The sequence below is a fragment of the Rhizobium sp. Rhizsp42 genome (genome assembly GCF_047304155.1).
Taxonomy (GTDB): Bacteria; Pseudomonadota; Alphaproteobacteria; order Rhizobiales; family Rhizobiaceae; genus Rhizobium.
Map to the genome: position 1 here is coordinate 241,126 of NZ_JBGLYS010000002.1, position 24,541 is coordinate 265,666.

Genomic DNA, 24,541 nt, shown 5'->3' on the forward strand with positions numbered 1-24,541 from the left:
TCTATGTCCGGATTGGCCATTAGAAACGTCAAGAAATCCTACGGTGCCGTCGACATCATTCACGGCGTGGACGTCGATATCGCCGATGGCGAGTTCGTCATTCTCGTTGGCCCGTCCGGATGTGGAAAATCGACCCTGCTTAGGATGATCGCTGGGCTGGAGGAGATCACCGGCGGCGAGATTTCGATCGGCGGCCGCGTCGTCAACAATCTGCAGCCCAAGGATCGCGACATCGCGATGGTGTTCCAGAACTACGCGCTCTATCCGCAGATGACGGTGGCCCAGAACATGGGCTTCGCACTGGAACTGGCCGGCGTGAAGAAGGCGGAGATCGACAAGAAGGTCGGCGAGGCCGCCGGCATCCTCGGCCTCCAGCCGCTGCTTGGCCGCAAGCCGGCGCAGCTGTCCGGCGGCCAGCGCCAGCGCGTCGCCATGGGCCGCGCCATCGTGCGCGATCCAAAGGTGTTTCTCTTCGACGAGCCTCTCTCCAACCTCGACGCCAAACTGCGCGTCAAGATGCGCGCGGAAATCAAGGCCCTGCACCAGCGCCTGAAAACCACGATCGTCTACGTCACGCACGACCAGATCGAAGCCATGACCATGGCCGACAAGATCGTCGTGCTGCAGGGCGGTAAGGTCGAGCAGATCGGCACGCCGCTCGAGCTCTACGACCGGCCGCAGAATGTTTTCGTCGCGGGCTTCATGGGCTCACCGGCAATGAACTTCCTCGAAGGCAAGTTGACGGGCGACGACACACCGCGGCTGACACTGCCGTCAGGCCAACAGGTCGAGCTCTCGCAGGGTGCTGCGAACGCCGATGGCCGCGACGTCATCGTCGGCATTCGCCCTGAGGATCTCGCCTTCGCGCAAGACGGCGGCGTGCCGGCAACCGTCAGCGTGGTAGAGCCGACTGGATCGGAGACGCATGTCGCGCTAGAGGTCGAAGGCAAGGAGATCACCTGGGTCATGCGCGAACGCGCCGACCTGACACCGGGCCAGGTCGTCAAGCTGTCGCTGAAATCACCGAACGTGCATTTCTTCGACAAGGCCACGCAGCGCCGCATCTAGACTACGATGCAACGAACAATATCTCGCATCCTCCGTATCAGTGCGGTGGATGCAAGGTTTTGGCAGGCAGTATTGCCTTCAAGGCGTGTATTGTCCCCATCGCGTGGCTGGTAACCTTACCAGCTAACCAAGCAACGTACTTTCAGTTGCATGGCAACATGAAGCAATGCCATCAAACGGAAAGCGGTCCCAAACACCGTGGTCCGTGGGGTTACGGATCGGTAAACCCGTCCTCGCGGGGCGAGGACGGGTTCTAAATTTTCGATTATGCGATGAGATAGCTTTCAACGCCCGAAACCGGGCGTTGGCAGACAGTGGCTCAAGACGCCGTCTTGCCCTGTGTTTCAGCCTGTTCGGCACGCATGCCGGCACAAAACGCGGCCGTTCCGTTTGCGGAAAAGGCATGCGCACGCTTTTTGGCCGCCGTTTCGAGCAATTCGGCGAAAACGCCGAGGCTGATCCGATCGGCCCGCAGCATCTGGCGGATCATCGGATCCCTCAAGACTTCCGACATGGTCATGTCCTGCATGGCACGCTCCTTTGTTGCAAGGAGGAATACTACGCGCATGTAACACCCAAATGTCGCCAGCGTGGCAGGATCAAGGCAAACGACACGTTGCAGTTGCCGTATGCTGCCGGCAGATGACCCGCCACGCAGAGCAGCGGGGCATCCTCTTGGTTGGCCGAACGTATCCGTCAGTTGACCGGGGCCGAAGCCTTGAGCGAGGCGATGTAGGCACGCCAGCCGCCATGCGATGTCACCTCGACGGCATTGGCGACGGCATGCGCTTCGCAAAGGAAGCCCGAAATGCTGGCGCCATCATCGAGCGCGACCTTGCCGATCCCGAGCGGCGCCGGGATTTTCTGGACGAAGCGGCCAAAGCCGTCAGCGGGCAGCGTCCAGACCTCGACCTCCAGTCCATTTCCCGCGAACCCCGGCTCGCGGATGAGGCCGGGCTTTGCCGGCACCGTACCGCTCAGCGCAAACAGCCTGTAATCGCCAGCCGTTCGGCAGGTCTTCACCAGCCGCCCGCCCAGCGTGGTGAGCTCGTGGTTGAGTGGCATACCGGTCAGATGCGCGCCGACCACGACGATCGGAATGCCCGCAGGCGCGGTCTCGATAGGCGCCGATTGCGGCAGCGCGGCCGACTTGTCTTTGCCCATACCGCAGGGCGCTGCACGATGCAGCGCGTCGGCGACGAGCGCCAGGGCATCGTCGGTGAACGCCCGGCCGACGAGGGTGACGCCGGCAGGCAGATGATCCGCGCTGTCGAAGCCAGCAGGGATGGCGATCGCGGCGCAATCGAGGAGATTGACAAAGTTGGTGTACCGGCCAAACCGCCCATTAAGCTCCACCGGATTGGCGAGCATCTCCTCGACCTTGTAGGTCGTCGGCGAAGTGGGAAGCAGCAGGATATCGACCTTCGCCCACTCCTCTTCCGTCACCTGTTTCAATTCCGCGAGACGATACTGACCGTTGAAAGCATTGACGGCCGTCTTGCCTCGGGCGCCTTCGATGATCGACCGCACGGTTGGATCGAAATCATCAGCGTTGGTGGCCAGGAACCCTTCGACGGCAGCGAGCCTCTCAGCAACCCACGGGCCATTGTAGAGCAATTCCGCCGCCTGGCGGAACGGCGCGTAGTCGAAGGTCACGATGTCGGCGCCAAGCGCCTTCGCCCGCTCGATCGCCAGATCGTAGAGCCGCTCGACCTCGCGATCGCCGAAGAACTCGCGTTCCGTTTCGCCGAGCACGCCGATCCGCAAACGATCGGTCGGGAGCGACACCTCGCGTGGGTGCCGCGAGAAGGCGTCGCTGCGATCGAAGCCCTGCAGGACCTTGCGAACGGCAACGCCATCGCCGACCGTTGCCGCGAACACCGTGACACAATCCACGCTCTTGCAGGCGGGGACGACCCCCGTGTTCGGCACCAGCCCCGGCGTCGGCTTGATGCCGACAAGATTGTTGAAGGCTGCCGGCACACGGCCGGAACCGGCGGTGTCCGTCCCAAGACTGAAGGCCGCGAGCCCTGACGCTACTGCCACGGCCGACCCAGAGCTGGAGCCGCCTGACACATAGTCCGCGTCGAAGACAGAGCGCGGCGCGCCATAGGGCGAGCGCGTGCCGTTGAGACCGGTCGCGAACTGATCGAGATTGGTCTTGCCAATGAGGATCGCACCGGCTCCGAGCAACCGGGCGATAACGGTGGCGTCTTCATCAGGATCGTAGGCAAAGGCCGGGCATGCCGCCGTTGTCGGCAGGCCCTTCGCGTCGATATTGTCCTTGGCGGCAAAGGGGATGCCCCAAAGCGGCAGGCTGTTGGCTTCAGGCGCCCGCGCCATCAGCGCCTTCGCCGCTTCGCGCAGCGCATCGTCTGTGACCTTGGTGATGAAGATCGCCGGATCAGTTGATGCGGCGCGCCGTGCGATCACCTCTTCGACCACATCGAGCGGCGTCAATCCAGACGCATAGGCGGCGCGCAACGTCGCGATATCGAGAATGGTTGGCAACATGTCAGATCTCCTCGAGCACAACGATAATATCACCCGCCTTTACGTTTCTTCCCGTTCCCGCGCGCAATTCGCGCACGCGGCCGGGGGCGTGGGCCGTGACGTTGATTTCCATTTTCATCGATTCAATGATGGCAAGCGTGTCGCCAGCGGCGACTGGCGTGCCGGGTTCGACCAGCAATTTCCAGATATTGCCGGGTACGGCGCTGGCAACGCCGAAGCAATCGGCGGGGATATCGCCATCCATGCTTTCGGCGGCACCTTCATCGGTCACGAACGTGTCGAGCCCGGCTTCTTTCCAGCGATGGCGCTCGGCGTTGAACGCATCCTGCTGGCCGGCCTTGAAGTTGCCGATCGACAGCGCGTTGGCCTGCAGCTCCTGTTCATAGGCCGCGTAGGAGAATTCCGTCTCCTCGATCCTGATCGGGTACCCGCCATGCGGAAAGGCGCTACGCGCTTCCGTCAGCTCCTTGTGGTCGACAGGGAAGAACTTGATCTGATCGAAGAAGTTCAAGAGCCACGGCTTGTCCTTGGCAAAGACCGGTGTCCGGCGCCAGGTGTTCCACATCTGGATCGTGCGGCCGAACAGCTGATAGCCGCCCGGCCCCTCCATGCCGTAGATGCACATGTATGCGCCACCGATGCCGACCGCGTTCTCCGGCGTCCATGTCCGGGCCGGGTTGTACTTGGTTGTGACCAGCCTGTGGCGTGGATCGACCGGTGTGGCAACCGGTGCTCCGAGATAGACGTCCCCAAGGCCAAGCACGAGATAGTTGGCGTCGAAAACGACGTCGCGCACAGCCTGCTCATCGGCCAAGCCATTGATCCGCCGGATGAACTCGATGTTATCGGGGCACCATGGCGCATTCGGCCTGACGAGCTCCTGGTATTTCCGCATGGCAAGTTCGGCATCCGGATCGTTCCAGGAGAGCGGCAAATGAACGATGCGGCTCGGCACCTTCACATCCTGGGCGGCGGGCAATGTCTTCTCGATCTCGCCAAGCAATCCCAACAGGCGCTTGCGGGTGATCGTCGTGCCATCATAGTGGATCTGGAGCGACCGGATGCCGGGCGTCAGATCGATGATCCCCGGCAACCGGGACTGCGCGAGGGCCTCCATTAGCAGATGCACGCGAAGGCGAAGCGCGATATCCAGCGTCATCGGTCCGTATTCGACCAGCAGGTTGTCGTCCCCCTGGCGCCGGTAGACCACGGAAACCGGCCCCTCGTCGCTTGTGCCGACAATCGGCGAGCCGGCATCGGGGCGGGACCGGTGAACGGCCGGTGTCGCGATCGGATCGTCTGGCCGCGCGACGGGAACGAAGCGGACGCGGTCGCCCGGCTTCAGCTGGCCCATCTTCCATTGTTCGTCGCGCGCGATGACGGCAGGGCAGACGAAGCCGCCGAGGCTCGGGCCATCAGGCCCGAGAATGATCGGCATGTCGCCGGTGAAATCGATCGCGCCGATCGCATAGGCGTTGTCATGCAGGTTCGACGGATGAAGCCCCGCCTCGCCGCCATCGGTGCGCGCCCATTTCGGCGTCGGCCCGATCAGTCGAACGCCCGTGCGGGCGCTGTTGAAATGCACCTCGTAGGACGCCTGGAAAAGCTCGTCGATGTCTCCATCCTGGAAGAAGTCGGGGGCACCATGCGGACCATAGACGACGCCGATCTCCCAATCGCCGGTCAAAATCGGCGCCTCGACCGCGACCGTCGATGAGGTCGTCTGCGCCGCACGCGCCAGGCGCAGCACATGGCCCGTCTTCAACGTTCCTGTAGCATTGCCACCGAACTGGCCAAGGCCGAAGGTCGCGCGCGAGCCGAGGACGACGGGCGCGTCAAACCCGCCGGAGACGGCGAGATAAGAGCGCTGCCCCGCCCCCGATATGCTGCCGATGGACAGCACAGCGCCGACCGGAATCGCAATTGCCTGGCCATGCGGCACCTCGGCGCCATCAAGCGTCATCGGCATTCTGGCGCCGGACAGGGCGACGGTGACATCGCGAAAGAACTTCAGCGTCGGGCCGGATACGGTGAGCTCCAGCGCCGTCGTCGTTTCGTCGTTGCCAACAAGGCGGTTGGCATGGCGGAACGAACGCTCGTCCATCGGCCCGCTCGGCGGCACGCCGACATGCCAAAGCCCCAGCCGTCCCGGAAGCTCCTGCATGCTCGATTGCGCGCCGGGCGCGAGCACCTCGACAACATCGGGCACGAACTCGAGCCTGCGCAGCGCGGTTGTCGATACGTTGCCGCTTTCCAGCAACTCGGATTGCGCGATGACACGGAGATAATCGACATTGGTCTCGATGCCATAGATAGAGGTCTCGCCGAGCGCCGCTTTCAGCTTTTCGATGGCAGCCGACCGATCCTCGGCGGCAACGATGATCTTCGCCAGCATCGGATCATAAAAGGGGCTGACTTCGGTGCCCGTCTCGATCCAGCTATCGACGCGCGCCGTCTGAGGGAACTGCACCTGCGTCAGCAGGCCGGCGCTGGGGCGGAATCCGGCATGCGGCATCTCGGCGTAGACGCGCACCTCGATAGAAGCGCCCTGCGGCTTCAGATCGTTCGCGCGCGCCAGAATATCTTCCCCGGCCGCCTGGCGGATCATCCATTCGACGAGATCGATGCCATAGACCGCCTCGGTGACCGGATGCTCGACCTGCAGGCGGGTGTTGACCTCAAGGAAGTAGAACTCCTCGCGGGTCGGGTCATAGATGAACTCGACCGTGCCGGCGGACGCGTAGGATACCGAAGCGCCAAGCTCGGTAGCCGCGCGATGCAGGCGCTGACGCACGCCATCGCTCAATCCCGGCGCCGGCGTTTCCTCGAGCACCTTCTGATTGCGCCGCTGCAGCGAGCAATCCCGCTCGCCCAGCGCAACCACCCTGCCGTTGCCATCGCCGAAGATCTGCACCTCGACATGGCGGGCATCGGCGACGAAGCGCTCGATATAGACGCGTGCATCGCCGAAGCTTGCGGCCGCGGTGCGCTGCACACTCTCGAACGATGCCTTGAGGCTCTCAGGATCGACGCACAACTGCATGCCGATGCCGCCGCCGCCGGCGGTGCTCTTCAGCATGACCGGGTAACCGATCCGCTCGGCGGCTGCCAAGGCCTCGTCAGCGGACTTGAGCAACCCGCTGCCGGGGAGTAGCGGAACGCCGCTTTTCTCGGCGAGCTCGCGTGCCGTATGCTTGAGGCCGAAGACTGAGAGATGTTCCGGCCGTGGTCCGATGAAGGCGATGCCTTCATCAGCAAGCCGCTCGGCGAAGCCGATGTTTTCGGAGAGAAAGCCGTAGCCCGGATGCACCGCATCCGCGCCCGTCTCTTTACACGCGGCGATCACCGCGTCGACGTTGAGATAACTCTCGGTGGCCGGCGCCGGACCGAGGCGCACCGCCTCATCCGCCATCAGCGCCGGCATGGCGAAGCGGTCGGCATCGGAATAGACCGCTACCGAGGCAATGCCCATTTTTTGCAATGTGCGGATCACCCGGACGGCGATTTCGCCCCGGTTCGCAATTAGAACTTTCTTGAACATGGATCAGCCCTCTGCGTCCCAGATCAAGACCCGGATCGGCGTCGGGTCGAAGCCGTTGCATGGGTTGTTGATCTGCGGGCAATTGGAGATGACGCAGAGCACGTCCATCTCGGCGACGAGTTCGACGTAGTCGCCGGGCGAAGAAATGCCGTCGACGATGGTCATCTCACCATTCGGCTTGATCGGCACGTTCATGAAGAAATTGATGTTCGGCACGATGTCGCGCTTGCTCATGCCGTGCTTGGTCACTTCGAGCACGAAATTGTCGCGGCAGGCGTGGAGATACTTGGTCGCGTGGCCGAAGCGCACGGTATTGCTCTCGCACGAGCAGGCGCCGGCGGAGGTGTCGTGGCGGCCGCAGCTATCGGCGGTCATGCGCAGCATGACATTGCCCTCGCTCGACATCACCTTCGTGCCGACGCCGACATAGGCGGCACCCTGCGCGCGCATCGTGTCCTGATTGGAATAGCGTTCCGAGAAATCGTCGGCACGATAAAACAGCGTGTCGATCGCCTGCTGGCCGTAGCTGTCCTCGATGCGGATCGTCTGTCCTTTCCTGACGATGCCCGACCACGGCGCCTCGGCCGGTATGAAATGATCCTGCACGGCGTTATCGAGCGTGCGGGTATTGGATGTCTGAATAAAAATGCTCATGATCGCCCCTCCTTACGCCGATGCCATCGCGTTGTTTTCGAAACCCCTCACGGCTTCGGCCGTCGCCGTGCGCGCCAGATCGTCGGGCGCAGGTGCGGCCGCGCGGAAGCGGGTGATCGTGACCGGCTGCGGGGCGTAGACCGGGCTCGGGTCCAGCGGATGCGGGCAATTGGAGAAGCCGACGAGCATATCCATCTCGGCGCGCAGCTCGGTATAGTCACCGCTGTTGGAACGCTTGGCGCGCCAATGGAAACCGCCATCCTCATCCAGGCTGACGGGTGCGAAGAGATTGATCATGCCGGGAATATCACGACGGTGGAGCCCGAGCTTGGCCGCCAGGAGAACCAGGTTGTCGCGGGTATTGCGGGTCTTTTCACCCGGATATTTCGTAGCGTTGGTTGCGGCCGTGGAGCCGCCCATCAGGCAATCGTGAGCACCGGAGCTGTCTTCGGTGAGCGAAAACATCACGCGCCCCATATCGGAAAACAGCACGCGGCCTTTGCCAAGCGCCGTCGTCCATTGGACCTTCGCGGTATCGACCAGATTGAGCCGCTCGCTCGTATCATCGGCGTTCCAGGCAACGACGGCCACCGTTGAGCCACCCTCGCCCTGATCGACGCGAATGGCCTCGCCGCGCTTCAGCACGGTCGACCAGTACCAGCCACCCGGAATGACCTCCTGATGAATAACGGCGCTGCTCTCAAGCGTTGGTGCCGGCAGCGGGCTGGGCGTCGGAAGCGCCTTCGGCGCGAATTGCAGTCCTTTTCTCTGATGCTCTTCATAGCGGGCGCGGTTTGCCGCGATTTCTTCCGCAGAGCGGCTTACATGGATCATGCCTTATCTCCAGATGATGCCAGGTCGTCCTGGCGTTGCCCCGGAAATGCGATCGGGTCGTCCCGGTCAGGGCTGAAAATGGATGGCGTGCCCGCAAGGCGCGGGGGCCAGATCGAAATGTCGTTGGTGATCGACGCGCCGTAGCGCAGTTTCTCTTCCGGACGGTCGCGCCGCCGCTCGAAGGCAATGACGCGGCTCGCCAGCGTGAAAGCTTCGCGCATGTCGTGCGTGACCATGATGACGGTCATCTGCGTCTCGTTCCACAGCCGCTTCATCAGCGTATGGATTTCGGCGCGGATGCCGGGGTCGAGCGCGCCGAAGGGCTCGTCGAGCAACAGCACCTTGGGCTTCATGATCAATGCCTGCGCAAGTGCCAGGCGCTGCTGCATGCCGCCGGAGAGCTGCGACGGATACTTGCCCTCGGAGCCCGCCAGACCGACCTGCGCGATCAGATGCCGCGCCTCCTGCATCGCCTGCCTGCGCGCGGCGCCGAAGAGCTTGGCGCGATATCGGGCAGCGGTGAATTCCTTGCCCAGCATCACATTGCCGAGCACCGTCAGATGCGGAAACACGGAATAGCGCTGGAACACGACGCCGCGATCAGGCCCCGGTTCAGCCGGCAGCGGCTCGCCATCGAGCAGGATTGTTCCGCGCGTCGGCTGCTCCTGGCCAAGAAGCATGCGCAGGAAGGTCGTCTTGCCGCAGCCCGACGGGCCGACCAGCGCGACGAAGGCGCGCGACTGTACCGTCAGCGACACATCCTCGAGCACGATCTGGTCGCCATATTCCTTCCAGACCTTTTCAATCCTGAGCTCGCTCATGCCGGCTTCTCCAGCACGGACCAGGGGAAGACGGCGGCCGAGATGCGGTCGAGCACATAGTTCATCGCGACCGCAAGCAACGTGATCCAGATCACATAGGGGAAGATGATATCCATCGAGAGGTAGCGACGAACGAGGAAGATCCGGTAGCCGAGGCCGGAATCCGACGAGATCGCTTCGGCGGCGATGAGAAACAGCCAGGCCGGACCGAGCTGCAGCCTGAGACAGGTGATCAGCCGTGGAAGCACCTGCGGCAGCACCACCCGCAGGGCGATCTGCCAGGATGAGCCGCCCAAGGTCTCCGCCTTGACGATCTGCTCGCGCGGCAGTTCGAGCGCCTTCAGCGCCAAGTCGCGGATCATCGTCGGCGCGACGCCGATGGCGATCAGCGTGATCTTCGATGTCTCGCCGAGCCCCATGACGATGAAGAGGATCGGCAGCAGCGCCAGTGGCGGCACCATCGATATCACCGCCACAAAGGGCGCCAGCACTGCCCTGAGATAGGGCAGCATGCCGATCAGCATGCCGACAACCAGCGCGATCACGGTCGAGATGCCAAGGCCTGACAGCAGTCGGACGAGGCTCGCCGATGTGTCCGACCACAGCAGATACGCTCCCGTCCTCGGATCGGCGATGAAGGCCATGCGGTTGATCGCATCTCCAAGCACGGAGAGCGTGGGCAGAAGTTTGTCGTTGGCGTTTTCCGCCAGCCGCGCCGCCGAGCCGAAGGCATAGGCGATCACCAGCAGCACGAACGGCAACAGCATCAGGGCGAGTTGCGCCCCTTTGCTCGGCCTCGTGTTTATCCAGCGCATGAAGATGCTCCGTTCACGTTAGACAACGAACCGGCGCGAGTTCCCGCGCCGGCATCGGCGTCGCTTAAAGCGCGCCGTCGGCGGCGGCCTTCATGTAGGTTTCCGTGAAGCGGAGCTTGACGTTGCCGGCGTCGCCGAGAACCTTGCCATCGGGCATCTCGATGCCGATGACATCGGCGGACGGCGCGCCATTGCCGAGCAGCCCCTTCTCGAACAGGAAGTTGCGTACGAGATCCATGGTCTTCGGCAGGTTCGGCGAAGCGGTGAAGGCGACGGCATCCGCCGCCTTGTCGAACAGGCGGGTGACGGCCAGTTGCGCCTCGTATCCCTTGAGATCGGTTCCGGAGGCGGAGCCCATCGCCTCACGCGCCGCCTTGCCTTCGGCGCTATCGGCGGTCATCAGGGCGGTCGTCTCGTACCAGATGCCGGCGAGTGCCTTGCCGAAATTCGGATTGTCCTTGAGCACACCTGTATTGGCGACCATGAGGTCGATGATTTCGCCCGGGATTTGCGAGCTGTCGAACACCTTCTTGGCCGTCGGGTCTTCGAGAATGGTGGAGACGAGCGGGTTCCAGGTGACGACAGCCGTCACTTCGGGCGTCTTGTAGGCGGCGACCATGTCGGCATCCGACGTATTGACCACCTTCACGTCGCGCTCCGTCAGCTTGATGCTCTCAAGCGCGCGCGCCATCAGGTAGTGCGAGACGGAGAACTCGACGAGATTGACGTTCTGTCCCTTGACGTCGGCGAGGCTTGCCTTGTCCTTGAGGATGACGGCGTCATTGCCGTTCGAGAAGTCACCGACGATGACGGCAGTGGTATCAACGCCACCGGCCGCCGGAATGGAAAGGCCGTCCATATTGGTGAGCGTAACCGCATCGAAGGCACCGGCGGTATATTGGTTCATCGACTCGACGTAATCGTTGAACTGCGTGACCTCGATCTTGATGCCGTATTTATCGGCCCATTTCTTGACGATGCCGTGGTCAGCGGCGTAGCCCCAGGGCATCCAGCCGACATAGATGGACCAGGCGACCTTGAAATCGGTCTTCTGCTCGGCCCGGGCGCCAGCTCCGAAGCCGAGTGCCAGCGCTGTCGACAGCGCTGCGACTGAAATGATCTTCGAAAAAGTCTGCATTGAAATTCCCCTTTTGCGTATAGAAAAAGGGATTGGCACAGACCATCGCACCGCCAATCCCTTGGCTTACGAGGTCTCCCGGGCTTTTGTCCCGCCGTGCACCCGGTGGGATTTCTCCCCCAACCGGTGGCAGCTCTCGGACCAGTCACACATTTACGTGCCGGAACCCTAGCCACCAACTCTGCCCTTTCAAATGCAACATGCGTGCCAACTCGAAAATCGCGGTATTTCCGCATGGCTTGCTCGCGCATGCCAAAAAAAGCGGCGGCAGGGGCGGCGATTTTAGGCAGCTGCATCGGGGCCTGGATTTAATAGGTGCGGCAGCTTGGCGGTTGAAAAGCTGAAAGCGATTGATAGTTCTGGCGCATGAGCAACGCGCATACCGACTCAGGCGATGCAAACGGCATCGTCAAGAAACTCCGAAAACAACTGAACTGGCTGCAACGCGGGAGGGATATCCGTTCGCTTCAGCTGCAGGGTCTACTTGCCTTCGTGGATCTCGCCATCCTGGCCTTCTTCCTGTTCGGGCCATATCTGCGGACCGGGCCCTCCTATCTCATCATCGACTATATGATTGCCGTGTGGGTCACGATCGAACTGATCGCCCAGGCGATCGTCGCCGGCAGCCTGAAGGCTTTCGTGAAGCGGCCGATGAGCTGGATCGATCTCTTCATCCTGGCGACGCTGCTGCTTCCAGACTTGCTCTTCAACTTCACCTTTCTTCGGGCCATGCGGATCTGGGCGATCGGCAACAGCCCCTTCCTGAAGGAAGGCTTGAGGCGTCTCGGCTGCGCGCATCTGCTTGATGTGGTACGCGCCTGCGTCAACCTCGTGGTCTTCCTCTTCATCGTCACCGGCTTCGTCTATACGACGTTCTTCTACGGTCAGGGCGGATGGGAAGGCTTCGTGGATGCCCTCTATTTCACCGTGGCGACCGTCACGACGACAGGCTTCGGCGATATCACACTTCCAGGCGTCATGGGAAAGCTGACATCAATCGTCACGATGATCGTCGGCATTTCGCTCTTCGTCCGCCTCGCGCAGGCGGTCGTTCGGCCCTACAAGGTGAACTTCCCCTGCCCGCAATGCGGCCTGCAGCGCCACGATGCCGACGCCGTGCATTGCAAGGCCTGCGGACATCTGCTGAACATCCCCGACGAAGGCCAGTGACGGCGGCACCATCAGCCACGACCGTTATATGTATAGATATGATCGCGGAAAGATGCTTTCCTCGGCGCAACATCGGAGGGATCACATGTCCGGACATTCATTCAATCTGAAGGGGCGGGTCGCCGTCGTAACCGGCGCCAGCCGCGGCCTTGGCCAGGCGATCGCCCTTGCGCTGGCGGATGCTGGCGCGGACCTCTGCATCACGGCGAGAGAGCTGGCGTCGCTGCAGGACACGAAGGCAAAGGTTGAAGGCCGTGGTGTCCGCTGCATCGCCGTCGCGCAGGATGTCAGCGACCTTACCTCGATCGACGCCGCGCTGGAACAGGCCTGCGCTTTGACGGGCGGGATCGACATCCTCGTCAACAATGCCGGCATCGAGCAGGTCGCGCCTTCGCTCGACGTAAACGAAGCGCTGTGGGACCGCATTGTCGGAACCAATCTCAAGGGCGCGTTTTTCTGGTCGCAGGCGGCGGGCAAGCGCATGTCCAAGCAGGAGACCGGCGGGAGCATCATCAATCTCTGCTCGCTGACGTCGTTTGTCGGCGTACCCACTGCCGTTCCCTACGGCTCATCCAAATCCGGCTTGCTCGGAATGACCCGCGCGCTCGCCGCCGAATGGGCCGAGGCCGGCATCCGTGTGAACGCAATCGCGCCCGGCTATTTCAGGACAGCGATGACCGACGGCTTCTATGAGGACGAGGACTGGCAGGCGCGCATGCTGGCAAGGATCCCCCAGCGCCGCTTTGGCGAAGCAGCCGATCTCGGGGGCGCCGTCGTGTTTCTCGCCAGCGATGCGGCGGGCTATATCACCGGCCATTGTCTACCTGTCGATGGTGGCTTCCTCGCTTCCATCTGACGCATGACCACGCTTAAGTTGCAGCGCACAATTCTCGTCGCAAAGTGCGTTGACATGGCATGTATATACATGTTTCACTCGGCCAAAATAATAAAGCGGAACATCAATCCTCGACCTGAGCCACTGGTTTGAGTAGACAGCCGATCGAACGGACATCGGCGGCGAAGCTGTGCCCACTGCTGGGTTTTCGCCGGCGCTTGCCCAAGACGCCAACAAGGTTACGTGCACAATGACTGAAGTCTCCTTTTACGAATATTCGAAGCTTTCTTCAGACGAGAAATCGGCTCTGCTTCGCCGGTCGGAGACCGACATCTCCGGCTTTATCGAGAAGGTGGGCCCGATCCTTGAGGCCGTTCGCACGGAAGGTGACCGGGCCGTTGCACGCTTCGGCCGCGAACTTGACAAGGCCGACGTGTCGGAAAGCTCGATCCAGGTGACCGAGGCCGAGTTCGACGCTGCCTTCAAGCTCGTCGAGGACGACGTCATCGAGGCGATCAAGTTCGGTATATCCAATATCCGTACCTTCCACGAAGAGCAGAAGCCCGAGGCCATGTGGCTGAAGGAAATTCGCCCGGGTGCATTCGCCGGCGACCGCTTCACGCCGATCCAGTCGGTCGCGCTTTATGTGCCACGCGGAAAGGGTTCCTTCCCCTCGGTCACGATGATGACCTCAGTTCCGGCCGTGGTTGCCGGCGTGCCGAACCTTGCGATCGTCACCCCGCCGGCGCCGGATGGAAGCGTCGATGCCGCAACACTGGTCGCGGCCCGTCTCGCTGGCGTCAACACCGTCTACAAGGTCGGCGGCGCGCAGGCAGTCGCCGCCGTCGCCTACGGCACGGAAACGATCAAGCCGGCGCTGAAGATCGTCGGGCCGGGCAGCCCGTGGGTCGTCGCAGCAAAACGTCTTCTATCAGGCGTTATCGACACAGGCCTTCCGGCCGGCCCTTCCGAGGCGATGATCTTCGCCGACGACACCGTGCATGGCGGCCTTGCAGCACTCGACCTCTTGATCGAAGCCGAGCACGGCCCGGATTCGTCCGCCTATCTCGTCACCCACAGCCGCCGTGTCGCCGAAGAAGCGATCGCGGCCCTTCCGGAGCATTGGGGTCGGATGACGGAACAGCGCGTCGGCTTCTCCAAGACGGTGCTCACAGGCAAGTGCGGCGGCGTCGTGTTGACCTCTTCGATCGAGGAGAGCTATGCCTTCGTCAACGCCTACGCGCCCGAACACCTCGAGATTCTCTCGACAGACGCCTTCGCGCATCTCGGCCATATCACCGAGGCCGCCGAGATCCTGCTTGGACCACACACGCCCGTCAGCATCGGCAATTTCTGCCTAGGCCCGAACGCCGTTCTGCCGACCAGCCGGTGGGCGCGCACCTATGGCCCGCTTTCGGTGACCGACTTCGTCAAGCGGAGCTCGATCGGCTACGTCACGGCGCCTGCTTATCCCGAGTTTGCCGCGCATGCGCACAAGCTGGCGCTCTACGAAGGCTTCTCTTCGCACGCCAACGCCGTATCCGACGTGCGCGACGCCTATCTGAAGACGAAAGGCTGAGCCCTTGAAAGCGGTGCGCCTCCACGATGCGATGGATTTGCGGGTCGAAACGATCGACCCGCCGTCGGCCCCACCCAGTGGCTTCGTCAATGTGGAGGTCCGCGCAGCCGGCATCTGCGGCTCTGACCTGCACAACTTCCGCACCGGCCAGTGGATTAGCCGACGCCCCTCGACGGCAGGTCACGAGTTCTGCGGCCGGGTGACCGATGTCGGCGAAGGTGTCGAGCATCTAAAGGTCGGCGACTACGTGGCGGCTGACTCACGCGTCTACTGCGGCACCTGCCCGGCCTGCATGTCCGGCCGCAGCAACATATGCGAGGCGCTGGGCTTCGTCGGAGAAGCATGCGACGGCGGTTTTGCCGAGCATGTTCAGCTGCCAGCAAAACTGCTCTTCAAGCACGAGCCATCGCTGGCACCCAAGGTCGCGGCGATGGCGGAGCCGTTGGCGGTGGCGCTGCATGCCGTGCGACGGCTCAACCCAAGACAAAATGAACCGGTTCTCGTCATCGGTTGCGGCACGATCGGCGGCCTGAGCGGTCTGCTGCTATCGAGACTTCATAGGGGCAAACTTCTGTTTGCCGATACCAACGCCGAGCGCGCGGCGCTGGTCGCGCGCATCTGTGGCGGGACGGCTGTCGCCCTGGACAAGGCCGCGATCGATACGGCGCTGAATGGCGAACGGCTGCGCTATGCCATCGACGCGACGGGCAATGTTCATGCGATTGCCGCCGGACTCGATCTGCTTGCCGGTGGCGGCGCCTTGGCGCTTGTCGGCATCAGCCATGGCAAGCTGGATCTCGATCCGAATATCCTGGTCGAACGGGAAATATCGCTGGTTGGCTGCCACGCTTTCGCATCCGAGCTGCCGGAAGCGATCGCCGTGCTGCCTGAGTTGGAGCCGGCCCTTATCGAGTTCAGCGAGGTCCTGGCGTCGCTCGACGATGTCCCGGATGCCTATCAGCGGCTGCTCGAAGGCCGGAGCCAGAAATTGAAGACCATCGTCGAGATCGCGGATTGAGGTTCGCCACGCGATAGCCGGTCACGAGAACGAACTGGAGAGCTTGTCATTGAGTGCACTTTCGGATTCGGCATCGCCGCTCTACGAGAAGGTCAAGGACTTCGTGCTCGCGAACATCGGCAGCGGCAAGTGGGCGCAGAATGCCCGGCTGCCCTCCGAAAACGATCTCGTGAATTCGCTGGGCGTCTCCCGAATGACCGTCCATCGTGCGCTGCGCGAGCTCACCTCGGAAGGCCATCTTCGCAGGGTCCAGGGCGTCGGCACCTTCGTCGCGCCGCCCAAGGCGCAGTCGACGCTGATCGAAGTCAGCAACATCATCAACGAGATCCGTGATCGCGGCGGCAAGCATCGCGCCGGCGTCATCCTGCTTGAACGCGTCGAACATCCCGCGGCCGCGATTATCGACGCATTCGAGTTCGATCGGATCAAACCCGTCGACCACTCACTCGTCGTGCATTTCGAAAACGACATTCCGGTGCAACTGGAAGAGCGGTACGTCAACCCAGCGCTCGTCCCGCATTATCTCGATCAGGACTTCACCTCGATCGCGACACTGGAATATCTGCAGCGCTGCACGCCGCTGACCGAGGTCGAACATTTGATCAGCGCGGTGCCGGCCGGCCCGGAGCAGGCGCGCCTGCTGCAGATGCCCGAGCGCGACAGCTGCCTCGTTCTGCACCGCAAGACCTGGACCGGCGCCACGGTCGCGACCGTCAACACCTTCACCCATGTCGGCAGCCGTTACTCCCTCGGCAGCCGGTATCGCCCAACCCACAAGCCTGCCTGACAACACGCGTCAACACCAAGTATATTCGAGAAGCGCATTCCATGAGCCAGACCAACAGCCGAACCGCCATTATCCGCGATCACGCCAAGAAGCGTGATGGCGTGGCTGAGACACTTCTCGCCAACTTGCTTTTCGATCTGTTCGAGCTCGAGGCACAGAACCTCGCGATCAATTTCGACCAGTACAGCCTGAACTCGTTGAACGGCTTCTTCGAAAGTGGCGAGGAGAAATACTTCTTCAAGTTCCACCAGGAGGAAGGCGAGGAGAAGATGGGCGGCGAGTATTACCGCGCGGATATCCTGACGCGCGCGGGCCTTCCCGTCGATCAGCCGGTGATGATGTCGACCCTGCCAGGCGAACAGATCCTCGTCTACAAGCGCCGCTTCGACCCCCGGTTCTCCGACGTGCTGCGCGCGATCGATCTCGAGCCGGATGCGGCGGCAGCCGCTGACGCGGTGGATGCCGAGCGCAAGCTCAGCGAGGCCGTGCTGAAGGTCTATCTGGAGACGCTGCACCCGGTGACGCCGGGACAGGTGGCTGAAGAGCCCGTACACCGCCTGTTTTCCGCCCGCCTCGTCAGCGAACCCGGCGCGACATTCCCGGGTGGGCGCTACGAGAGCTTCTACATCGGCAAGCACTTCGCCTTCCCCGGCGTTTCGCTTGATTGGAGCGAATTCGCGGCGGCGCGCTTCGTCATCAACGGCATTGCCTATGAAAAGACGGTCGGCGAATTGTTTGACGACGCGCACGAGCGGCTGGCGCCGCTTCGCCTTGCCGATGCCGGCGGCGTCACCGCTCATGGCGACGCGCACAACGCGAACGTCTGGTATCGCAAAAGCGAGGACGGTGCGTCGCTGGCCTTCTTCGACCCGGCTTTTGCCGGCGAGCACATTCCAACCTTGCTTGCCGAAGTCAAAACCACCTTCCATAACATCTTTGCACACCCGCTCTGGCTCTACGAGCCGGCGTTGGCCGAGCAGAAATTCGACGCCCGAGCGCGCTACGCAGATGGCACCCTGCATGCCGATTTTGACTGGCAGCCAAGCCCGGTCCGTCAGGCCCTTCTCGACGCCAAGGCAACGGCGCTATGGAAGCCGTTGCTTACGGAGCTGAAAAACCGTGCGCTGCTTCCACAGGATTGGCGAACGGTGATCCGGCTCGGGCTCTTCCTTTGCCCAACGCTGGTCATGAACCTTCGCGCCGGCGCGGCCACGCATAATCCGACTTCCTCGCTGATCGGCTTTTCAACCGCCGTCATGGTGGGCAGCGAGCCGACAGAGGGGACGGATATCGTGACCCGGTTCCTCGACGCGATCGATCCGGAGCATGTGTAAGATGAGCGCTTCCAGCCATCACGAATTCGCCAAAACGCGACATCAGCGATTGCCGAAATCGACAGGCACATTCATAGAGGGGTAGAGGTTTTCTGACTTTTCGCGGCGTCAATTGGCGTTGTCGCGCAGATTCAGATTTACAAGTTCGGGCAAAGAAATGACTATACATAATGCTGTTCAGCCGACCGCCCAAAATATAGGCTGAACATACAAAACACACGAATGACGTCTCGGCTTCGAGCCTAGCGAACACATCATCGTAGAAAAGAGGGGTTACCATGACATACGCATCGATCAAGTCTCACATGTCGCGCCTGGCCATCGTCGCCGGCGTTATCGGCGCTCTCACGCAGGCCGTCCCGGCTGCAGCAGCCGACATTCCCGCCAAGCCGGAAGCAGGCACCTTCAAGCTCGGCATCGAGCCGTGGCTCGGCTACGGCCAGTGGCACGTCGCCGCCAGCAAGGATCTGTTCAAGAAGTCCGGTCTGGAAGAGGTTGAACTGGTCAACTTCACTGAAGACAAGGACCTGAACGCGGCGCTCGCCAGCGGCCAGCTGGACGCGGCCAACATCGCGACCCACACCGCGATGGGCATGGTCGCCGCCGGCCTGCCGGTGAAGATCGTCTCCCTCCTCGACTTCAGCCTCACGGCCGACGCCATTCTCGCCGGCAGCGACATCAACAGCGTCGCCGACCTGAAGGGCAAGAGCGTCGCCTATGAAGAAGGCACGACCAGCGACATCCTGCTCAACTACGCGCTCGCTGCCAACGGCATGACCATCGACGATATCACCCGCGTTCCGATGCCGGCCGCCGATGCGGGCTCCGCTCTGATCGCCGGCCGGGTTCCCGTTGCCGTGACCTACGAGCCCTACATCTCGACCGCACGCGCGCAGGACAAGGCCATCAAGCTTCTCTTCGAAGCCGGCAAGGATCCGGGCCTCGTTTCGGACGTGCTGGTTGTTCGCGAAGACGTTCTGAAGTCCAAGCCGGGCCAGGTTCTGGCCATGCTGAAGGCGTGGGACGCAGCGCTTGCCGACTATAAGGCCAACACCGCCGAGGACCGCGCGATCATCGCCAAGGCTGTGGGCGCATCGCCTGAGGACCTCGCAACCGCATTCGATGGCGTTCAGTATTACACGACCGCTGAAGCGTCCAAGGCCTTGGCCGGTGAGTTCAAGACCAAGACCTTCGTCGATGTCTTGAAGGCTGCAAAGCTTGCCAAGATCCTCGCCCAGGACGTGACCGCCGAACAGATGATCGACTCGTCCTTCGTCGACGCGGCCAACAAGTAACGCGCTACCCGAGACGGATCATCCATGTCGGCATCACAATCCTCGTCTGCCAGCACCGACACTCGCGCGCCTTCGCGCGCGGGTGTCGGGCGACCGCCCAGTGCATTCCGCATCGGTGATCCGCTCGGCGCAAAAACGTTCCTCCTGATCGCGATATGCGTCTTCGCGCTGCTGTTTGCCTTTTGGTGGGCGGCGACCGCGACCGGATGGGTCAAGCCCATCTTCCTTCCGAGCCCGGGCGCTGTCTGGACCAAGATGGTGGAACTGACGCTTGACGGGACGTTGCTGAACGATGCCGGCATCAGCATCTATAGAATGCTCGTCGGCTTCGCGCTGGCGTCCTTGATGGCGATCCCGATCGGCATCATGATCGGCTGCTACCGCACCTGGGAAGCGGCGATCGAACCGTTCATAGACTTCGTCCGCTACATGCCTGTCGTCGCCTTCGTGCCGCTGACGATCCTGTGGGCCGGAACGAGCGACATCCAGAAATTCGTCATCATCTGGATCGGCACGTTCTTCCAGCAGGTGCTGATGGTGATGGACAGCGTCAAGCGCGTGCCGCCCGACTTCGTTGGGCTTGGCCGAACGCTCGGCCTGTCGGAACCGAAGATCCTCTGGCGCATCGTTCTGCCGTCGTCGCTGCCGGGCATCTGGGATACGCTCCGCATCAGCATGGGTTGGGCCTGGACGTGGTTGGTTCTGGCGGAACTTGTCGCGGCCACCTCGGGGCTCGGCTACCGCATCGTGGTGTCACAGCGCTATTTCCAGACGCAGACGATCATAGGCTACATCCTGCTTCTTGGCATACTTGGTCTGATCACCGATCAGAGCATGAAGGCTCTCGAGCGTGTTTTCTTCCGTTATACGTCGAGACATTGATATGACTGAACCGAAACTGAAGATCCAATCGCTCAACAAGTGGTACGGATCGGGCAAGCGAAGCGTTCACGCCCTCAGCAACATCGATCTGGAACTGGCCGACAACGAGTTCGTGTCGCTGGTCGGCGCCTCCGGGTGCGGCAAGAGCACGCTTCTGTCGATCGTCGCCGGCCTCCAGAAGTTCAACGACGGCGTGCTCCTGACCGATGGCGCGCCGATCGTCGGCCCCGGCCTCGATCGCGGCGTCGTCTTCCAGTCCTATACGCTGCTGCCATGGCTGACCGCGCAGCAGAACGTCGAGTTCGCCCTTCAGGCGGCAGGCCTTTCGGCTGCAGAACGCAGGGAAGTCGCGCGGCACCATATCAACCTAGTGAAGCTCGACCGTTTCGCCGATGCCTTCCCCTCGCAGCTATCAGGCGGCATGAAGCAGCGCGTCGCCATCGCACGCGCGCTGTCCTATCGGCCGAAGATGCTCCTGATGGACGAGCCCTTTGGGGCGCTGGATGCGCTGACGCGCCACCAGATGCAGGAACTGTTGACGCAGATCTGGGAGGAGCATCGCCTGACGGTGCTGTTCGTCACCCACGACGTCGAAGAGGCCGTCTACCTCTCCGACCGCATCATTTCGATGAGCATCAATCCCGGCCGCATCAACGCCACCTTCCATGTCGGCCTGGCGCGCCCGAGACATCAGGACATGATCTCGACCGCGGACTTCATCTCCATTCAGAAGGAAGTGCTGGCGGCGATCCGCGCGGGTTCGCAGCAAGACGATGCGCTTTAACCCGTAAACCGGCCGACGAGATTGAGCATGATGCGGCCAACGTCGTTGTCTTCTCCCGGCGCCGGCAGCGCGCCGATCCACGCGACAGAGCTGGCGGAAAACACCAATCCGCCGGCCTCGTGCCGGTAGATCGTCATATCCGATCGCCGCATCGCGGCCCGCTCCGCTTCACCATCGGCAAGCCAGAGATCGGGGCGCACCTGAAAACTGTCGTCGAAGCCATCCGCGACCGCCAGCCGAACCAGGTTGGCGGGCGTTTCCTCCGAGCGCAGCACCGCATCCACCTCATATCCCGCCGCACCACCGAGCACCGCGCCGCTGTCGCCAAAGACGTCGCCGACGCCATCGAACAGCCATGCATATTCGGCGCCGTAGCTCCCCTCCAAGCGGCGGTAAGGTCTTGATGGGCCAAAGCTCATGATCACATAGGTGACACCAACCAGCGCCTGGGGATGGCGGTTGCCGCGATCTTCCCAGTTTCCGCCCGGCTCGCCCGTCATCGAGAGATGCATCTCGCCCGGGCGACCGCTCCAGATGTCGTTCTTGCCGCGCCGCAATTCCATCTTGTCGCCGTCGAAGGCGACGACCCAATAGAAGCCGTTGCCACCGAGATAGCCGAGGCTGCCGCCGGAGCCTAGATAGCGATCCAGCCCGATCATCATCGCCGACGACCAGTATTCCGGATGACTGCCCGTGAGCACCAGGCGATAGGGCGAGAGGCTGTCGACGCCTTCGTCGTGAAGATCGCGATCGGTCAGCACATCGACCGCGATGCCATGCCGCGCGTAGAATTTCAGCAGCTGCAGATCGACAGAGAGCAGATGCGGCGAGTTCGACAGAGGGTAGTGATAGTCATCCCTTAGCGTCGCGCGCGGGCGCCGGCTCGAGGTCAGGTTGACACCGCTAAGGTCGCTGTGCGTGTCGTAGAGGCCCAAGAAATTGTTGTCGATCGCGAACAGATGCGCGCGGTCGCTGCCATGCCAAGGGTAGCGATGCGGTGGCAGCTGTTCGTCGGCGTAGGCGAGATAGGTCGCGGTCGGCATCAGCACCGCCACGTTCGATTGAGGCTCGCGTGGGCGAACGAAGAAAGGTAGCGTCTCCACGCCGCGATCCGTCCTTATCTCAAGCGCATAGACGCCAGATCGGGCGTCCTCGGGAATGTTAACACTCAGATCAGCCGCCCAGTCGAAGCCGCCGAAGTCATCGTCGTGCAGGTGGATGGCATCGAAATGATCGGGGGCCAGACGAGGATCATGCATCTCGCCGGAAAAGCGCGGCGAGGCGACCGCAAATGTCGGCGTATTGTGGAGGATGATCGGCGGGTTACCTTGCTGCACGGGCGGAATGTCGCTTACCGGGCCACGGGTGGGAAAGCGCCATTCCGTCTCGTGGTCAGCGCTGGTTAGCCGGATGCGGCCGAGCCTGGCATTCAAGGTCTGGCGCGATCGATCCGAGACGCCGCCGATGCAGATCGGCCCGGTGATATCCACCGCGACGCGCGGGATCGTGCATTCCGCTATGGCCGACAGGTCGGCACGCCTGACCCTGTAACCTACCGCGCTCGGCGAGACCGAGACATCGAGCTGATACCATCGCTCGTTACGAACGCCGGCGACGGCATGGCTTTCGCCCTCGATCACGGCAACCAAGCGGCCATCCGGCTCCAGGTTCAAGAGCAGCGGACCGATCGCGACAACCGGCTTCGTTGTCTCGTTCCGGGTGAAGAGGATTTCGAGGGATAGTCCATAGATGACAGACCGAAGAGCCGTAGCCGGAATCTCGGCCCAGGAGCCAAGGTCATACTCGCGGATCGAAAACGCATCCGAATGCCGTGCAATCTCCCATTCGACTGCAACCGGCTCGTCGCGATCAAGCGTGACGATCCTCACGCTTGCGTTCGGATCGACGCTGGAGAGAAAGGCGCCCGTAGCGGAGCCTGCCTTCACGCTCCACGGCTCGATGAAACCAACCGCAGCCATTGCATCGTGGTTCAATCGCTTTCGCATGCGGCACCCCGTATTCTCAAAGTCGGGCGGCAATCCGATGGCGACCCGGTTATCAGCAGGAATTTTGTCTATACATCTTGGCGCCGTCAAGCACGGCGCCGGCCGAGATATTTCTGCGATGCGTACCAAACCGACAGATTCTGGCCTGTTAACGACGCCATCAATGCGCTAAGAGCGCGTTGGTCGCATTCGTTTTCCCCGATGCGGCCGAAACTTCAGCCTCGCCCTTCGCGAGGCTTTTTCTTTGTCCGCCACCCCTTCTCCAAAAGGTGGACAACCCTTTCCAAGCGTTGAACTTTTTATCTCCCTAATGCACGATATGTGCAATGCGAGGGAGGCTCACATAATGCGTTCAGGATTGGGGACGATCACTATTGCCGATGACGGGCATAACGGCCATGTCGCCTACGAAATGACCGAGAAAGACGGGCTATTGTTTGCCGGCGAAGAATTGCTGCGGCGCGCGAAGGCCGCCAAGCGGGTTATTTTCCGGCCGCTGTCCGCCGCGACCGAACACCGAATCCGCATCGGAAGCGTCGATGCGAGTTGCGCCAACTTCTTGATCCTGACCTGAGCCGGCTGGAGCGCCGGCACAGGCTGGGCCGATAAGGCTCGGCGACTTCAGCGTCGCGCGAAGGCGAGCTCCGCGAAATCGTAGACGCGCGCGAAGGCGGCGTCCGCCCCGGCGATGGCCGCCCGTTCCTCATCATCAGTCAACTCGACGCTATCGAGCGCTGCCGTGAAGGTGCGCCAATGCAGGCCACGTCCTTCCGGCGCACCGGCGAGGTGGCGCGCGCCCATGTTCTCGTCGAGGCCGAGCTTGGCCGCGTATTTCAACAGGAAGGCGGCGCCGAGATTGGAGCCTTCGATCACATAGAGCCATCCGAGGGCTTCGCCGAGGGCGACCTTCTCTCCCCTGGGGAATATCGGTGCGCTATCCGCTTTCGGCATCGCAACACCGAGATCGGCAAAATCCTGCTCGATCAGCGCCAGCCTGCGGCGACCGGCGAGATCCGGCAGCAAGGCGTCGAGCTCTTCATTGAAGAACAAGGCATCGAGATCCCGGTGAAACAGATACTGCATGGTGACGAGGCGAGCGTAGCTCCCCCGATCCGCGAAGGGATTGAGCTGCATGATGCGCTTGTCCAGGCGCTCATGCGCTGCATGCGTCGCAGCTTTCAGTCGCTTGGTGCGCGTGTCCTCGATTACCGGCGAGATCTCAGTCGCAATCGACATACATTCAATCCTTCAATCAGTTTCGGCCTTCAAACGGGCCATAGCGGATAAATCTATAACGGCATTATCGTCCATCCAGCCCACAAGACCAAAGATCTCATGGAGGCGGGCCGAGCCATATCACGACGCCAACATGGCCGCTTGATTCATGACAATAGTCCTCAGCTTTTTATGAGTGATGCATGGGCCAGTGTCGACATGGAATATATTATTTGATGCTTCGTCGCGTT

At 62.0% G+C, this 24,541-nt stretch carries 21 protein-coding genes and 1 riboswitch; of the genes, 11 read left to right on the plus strand and 10 right to left on the minus strand.

Translation table 11 applies throughout. The features are described 5' to 3' along the window. The first annotated feature begins 3 nt into the window (after positions 1-3). Positions 4-1,068: a sn-glycerol-3-phosphate ABC transporter ATP-binding protein UgpC gene (locus tag ACCD05_RS03830; protein WP_112949638.1), complete on the plus strand. Its 1,065-nt coding sequence runs from the start codon at positions 4-6 to the stop codon at positions 1,066-1,068. A gap of 319 nt (positions 1,069-1,387) precedes the next feature. Here ACCD05_RS03830 and ACCD05_RS03835 read toward each other — a convergent pair whose 3' ends face one another. The 8 genes from ACCD05_RS03835 to ACCD05_RS03870 form a co-directional block, all read right to left on the minus strand. Then, entirely contained in the window at positions 1,388-1,597 is a 210-nt protein-coding gene (locus ACCD05_RS03835) for a hypothetical protein (protein WP_112436534.1), read from the minus strand. 167 nt (positions 1,598-1,764) lie between these two features. Next, positions 1,765-3,582, minus strand: a complete 1,818-nt coding sequence (gene atzF / locus ACCD05_RS03840; RefSeq protein WP_112949637.1) for an allophanate hydrolase — start codon at positions 3,580-3,582, stop codon at positions 1,765-1,767. A gap of 1 nt (position 3,583) precedes the next feature. Beyond that, complete coding sequence (gene uca / locus ACCD05_RS03845; RefSeq protein ID WP_112949636.1) at positions 3,584-7,123, minus strand: urea carboxylase; 3,540 nt, start codon at positions 7,121-7,123, stop codon at positions 3,584-3,586. A gap of 3 nt (positions 7,124-7,126) precedes the next feature. Continuing rightward, positions 7,127-7,777 (minus strand): urea amidolyase associated protein UAAP2, encoded by a 651-nt coding sequence (locus tag ACCD05_RS03850; RefSeq protein ID WP_112949635.1) that lies wholly within the window; start codon positions 7,775-7,777, stop codon positions 7,127-7,129. A gap of 12 nt (positions 7,778-7,789) precedes the next feature. Then, positions 7,790-8,611 (minus strand): urea amidolyase associated protein UAAP1, encoded by an 822-nt coding sequence (locus tag ACCD05_RS03855; protein ID WP_112949634.1) that lies wholly within the window; start codon positions 8,609-8,611, stop codon positions 7,790-7,792. Continuing rightward, a complete protein-coding gene (locus ACCD05_RS03860) occupies positions 8,608-9,432 on the minus strand; it encodes an ABC transporter ATP-binding protein (protein ID WP_112949633.1) in 825 nt (274 codons plus the stop codon). Before ACCD05_RS03860 ends, ACCD05_RS03855 begins: the two co-directional genes overlap by 4 nt. After that, positions 9,429-10,247 (minus strand): ABC transporter permease subunit, encoded by an 819-nt coding sequence (locus tag ACCD05_RS03865; protein WP_112949632.1) that lies wholly within the window; start codon positions 10,245-10,247, stop codon positions 9,429-9,431. Before ACCD05_RS03865 ends, ACCD05_RS03860 begins: the two co-directional genes overlap by 4 nt. A gap of 64 nt (positions 10,248-10,311) precedes the next feature. Then, positions 10,312-11,385, minus strand: a complete 1,074-nt coding sequence (locus tag ACCD05_RS03870; RefSeq protein WP_112949631.1) for a putative urea ABC transporter substrate-binding protein — start codon at positions 11,383-11,385, stop codon at positions 10,312-10,314. Between the two features lie 73 nt (positions 11,386-11,458). Continuing rightward, a riboswitch (guanidine-I (ykkC/yxkD leader) is annotated at positions 11,459-11,568 on the minus strand. Positions 11,569-11,751: 183 nt separating this feature from the next. On the opposite strand from ACCD05_RS03870, the gene ACCD05_RS03875 reads away from it, so the two are divergent. The 9 genes from ACCD05_RS03875 (at position 11,752) to ACCD05_RS03915 (ending at position 21,069) form a co-directional block, all read left to right on the plus strand. Continuing rightward, positions 11,752-12,555, plus strand: coding sequence for a potassium channel family protein (locus ACCD05_RS03875; protein ID WP_112949630.1), 804 nt, complete (start codon positions 11,752-11,754; stop codon positions 12,553-12,555). A gap of 85 nt (positions 12,556-12,640) precedes the next feature. Beyond that, complete coding sequence (locus ACCD05_RS03880; protein ID WP_112436543.1) at positions 12,641-13,411, plus strand: glucose 1-dehydrogenase; 771 nt, start codon at positions 12,641-12,643, stop codon at positions 13,409-13,411. A 229-nt stretch (positions 13,412-13,640) separates the two neighbouring features. Beyond that, positions 13,641-14,969: a histidinol dehydrogenase gene (gene hisD, locus ACCD05_RS03885; RefSeq protein ID WP_112436544.1), complete on the plus strand. Its 1,329-nt coding sequence runs from the start codon at positions 13,641-13,643 to the stop codon at positions 14,967-14,969. Positions 14,970-14,973: 4 nt separating this feature from the next. Further along, entirely contained in the window at positions 14,974-15,987 is a 1,014-nt protein-coding gene (locus ACCD05_RS03890) for an alcohol dehydrogenase catalytic domain-containing protein (RefSeq protein ID WP_112949629.1), read from the plus strand. Between the two features lie 49 nt (positions 15,988-16,036). Continuing rightward, positions 16,037-16,774: a histidine utilization repressor gene (gene hutC, locus ACCD05_RS03895; protein WP_112436546.1), complete on the plus strand. Its 738-nt coding sequence runs from the start codon at positions 16,037-16,039 to the stop codon at positions 16,772-16,774. 41 nt (positions 16,775-16,815) lie between these two features. Further along, on the plus strand, positions 16,816-18,108 hold the full coding sequence (locus tag ACCD05_RS03900; protein WP_112436547.1) for a hypothetical protein: 1,293 nt from the start codon (positions 16,816-16,818) through the stop codon (positions 18,106-18,108). Between the two features lie 278 nt (positions 18,109-18,386). Next, a complete protein-coding gene (locus ACCD05_RS03905; protein WP_112436548.1) occupies positions 18,387-19,403 on the plus strand; it encodes an ABC transporter substrate-binding protein in 1,017 nt (338 codons plus the stop codon). Positions 19,404-19,427: 24 nt separating this feature from the next. Continuing rightward, on the plus strand, positions 19,428-20,285 hold the full coding sequence (locus ACCD05_RS03910; RefSeq protein WP_112436549.1) for an ABC transporter permease: 858 nt from the start codon (positions 19,428-19,430) through the stop codon (positions 20,283-20,285). Position 20,286: 1 nt separating this feature from the next. Further along, positions 20,287-21,069 (plus strand): ABC transporter ATP-binding protein, encoded by a 783-nt coding sequence (locus tag ACCD05_RS03915; RefSeq protein ID WP_112436550.1) that lies wholly within the window; start codon positions 20,287-20,289, stop codon positions 21,067-21,069. On the opposite strand, the gene ACCD05_RS03920 is transcribed toward ACCD05_RS03915, so the two are convergent. After that, positions 21,066-23,075, minus strand: a complete 2,010-nt coding sequence (locus tag ACCD05_RS03920) for a N,N-dimethylformamidase beta subunit family domain-containing protein (RefSeq protein WP_413391186.1) — start codon at positions 23,073-23,075, stop codon at positions 21,066-21,068. The genes ACCD05_RS03915 and ACCD05_RS03920 overlap by 4 nt on opposite strands. A gap of 244 nt (positions 23,076-23,319) precedes the next feature. Between ACCD05_RS03920 and ACCD05_RS03925 the strand changes: the two genes are divergently transcribed. Continuing rightward, positions 23,320-23,649: a hypothetical protein gene (locus ACCD05_RS03925; protein WP_413391188.1), complete on the plus strand. Its 330-nt coding sequence runs from the start codon at positions 23,320-23,322 to the stop codon at positions 23,647-23,649. A 47-nt stretch (positions 23,650-23,696) separates the two neighbouring features. Here the strand turns inward: ACCD05_RS03925 and ACCD05_RS03930 are convergent, their stop codons facing one another. After that, complete coding sequence (locus ACCD05_RS03930) at positions 23,697-24,311, minus strand: biliverdin-producing heme oxygenase (protein WP_112436552.1); 615 nt, start codon at positions 24,309-24,311, stop codon at positions 23,697-23,699. Between the last annotated feature and the right edge of the window lie 230 nt (positions 24,312-24,541).

Bases quoted from the DNA above. Each gene is read 5' to 3' on its own strand.
- ACCD05_RS03830 (WP_112949638.1), top strand. From the start codon at position 4: ATGTCCGGATTGGCCATTAGAAACGTCAAGAAATCCTACGGTGCCGTC.
- ACCD05_RS03835 (WP_112436534.1), bottom strand. From the start codon at position 1,597: ATGCAGGACATGACCATGTCGGAAGTCTTGAGGGATCCGATGATCCGC.
- atzF (WP_112949637.1), bottom strand. From the start codon at position 3,582: ATGTTGCCAACCATTCTCGATATCGCGACGTTGCGCGCCGCCTATGCG.
- uca (WP_112949636.1), bottom strand. From the start codon at position 7,123: ATGTTCAAGAAAGTTCTAATTGCGAACCGGGGCGAAATCGCCGTCCGG.
- ACCD05_RS03850 (WP_112949635.1), bottom strand. From the start codon at position 7,777: ATGAGCATTTTTATTCAGACATCCAATACCCGCACGCTCGATAACGCC.
- ACCD05_RS03855 (WP_112949634.1), bottom strand. From the start codon at position 8,611: ATGATCCATGTAAGCCGCTCTGCGGAAGAAATCGCGGCAAACCGCGCC.
- ACCD05_RS03860 (WP_112949633.1), bottom strand. From the start codon at position 9,432: ATGAGCGAGCTCAGGATTGAAAAGGTCTGGAAGGAATATGGCGACCAG.
- ACCD05_RS03865 (WP_112949632.1), bottom strand. From the start codon at position 10,247: ATGCGCTGGATAAACACGAGGCCGAGCAAAGGGGCGCAACTCGCCCTG.
- ACCD05_RS03870 (WP_112949631.1), bottom strand. From the start codon at position 11,385: ATGCAGACTTTTTCGAAGATCATTTCAGTCGCAGCGCTGTCGACAGCG.
- ACCD05_RS03875 (WP_112949630.1), top strand. From the start codon at position 11,752: ATGAGCAACGCGCATACCGACTCAGGCGATGCAAACGGCATCGTCAAG.
- ACCD05_RS03880 (WP_112436543.1), top strand. From the start codon at position 12,641: ATGTCCGGACATTCATTCAATCTGAAGGGGCGGGTCGCCGTCGTAACC.
- hisD (WP_112436544.1), top strand. From the start codon at position 13,641: ATGACTGAAGTCTCCTTTTACGAATATTCGAAGCTTTCTTCAGACGAG.
- ACCD05_RS03900 (WP_112436547.1), top strand. From the start codon at position 16,816: ATGAGCCAGACCAACAGCCGAACCGCCATTATCCGCGATCACGCCAAG.
- ACCD05_RS03905 (WP_112436548.1), top strand. From the start codon at position 18,387: ATGACATACGCATCGATCAAGTCTCACATGTCGCGCCTGGCCATCGTC.
- ACCD05_RS03910 (WP_112436549.1), top strand. From the start codon at position 19,428: ATGTCGGCATCACAATCCTCGTCTGCCAGCACCGACACTCGCGCGCCT.
- ACCD05_RS03915 (WP_112436550.1), top strand. From the start codon at position 20,287: ATGACTGAACCGAAACTGAAGATCCAATCGCTCAACAAGTGGTACGGA.
- ACCD05_RS03920 (WP_413391186.1), bottom strand. From the start codon at position 23,075: ATGCGAAAGCGATTGAACCACGATGCAATGGCTGCGGTTGGTTTCATC.
- ACCD05_RS03930 (WP_112436552.1), bottom strand. From the start codon at position 24,311: ATGTCGATTGCGACTGAGATCTCGCCGGTAATCGAGGACACGCGCACC.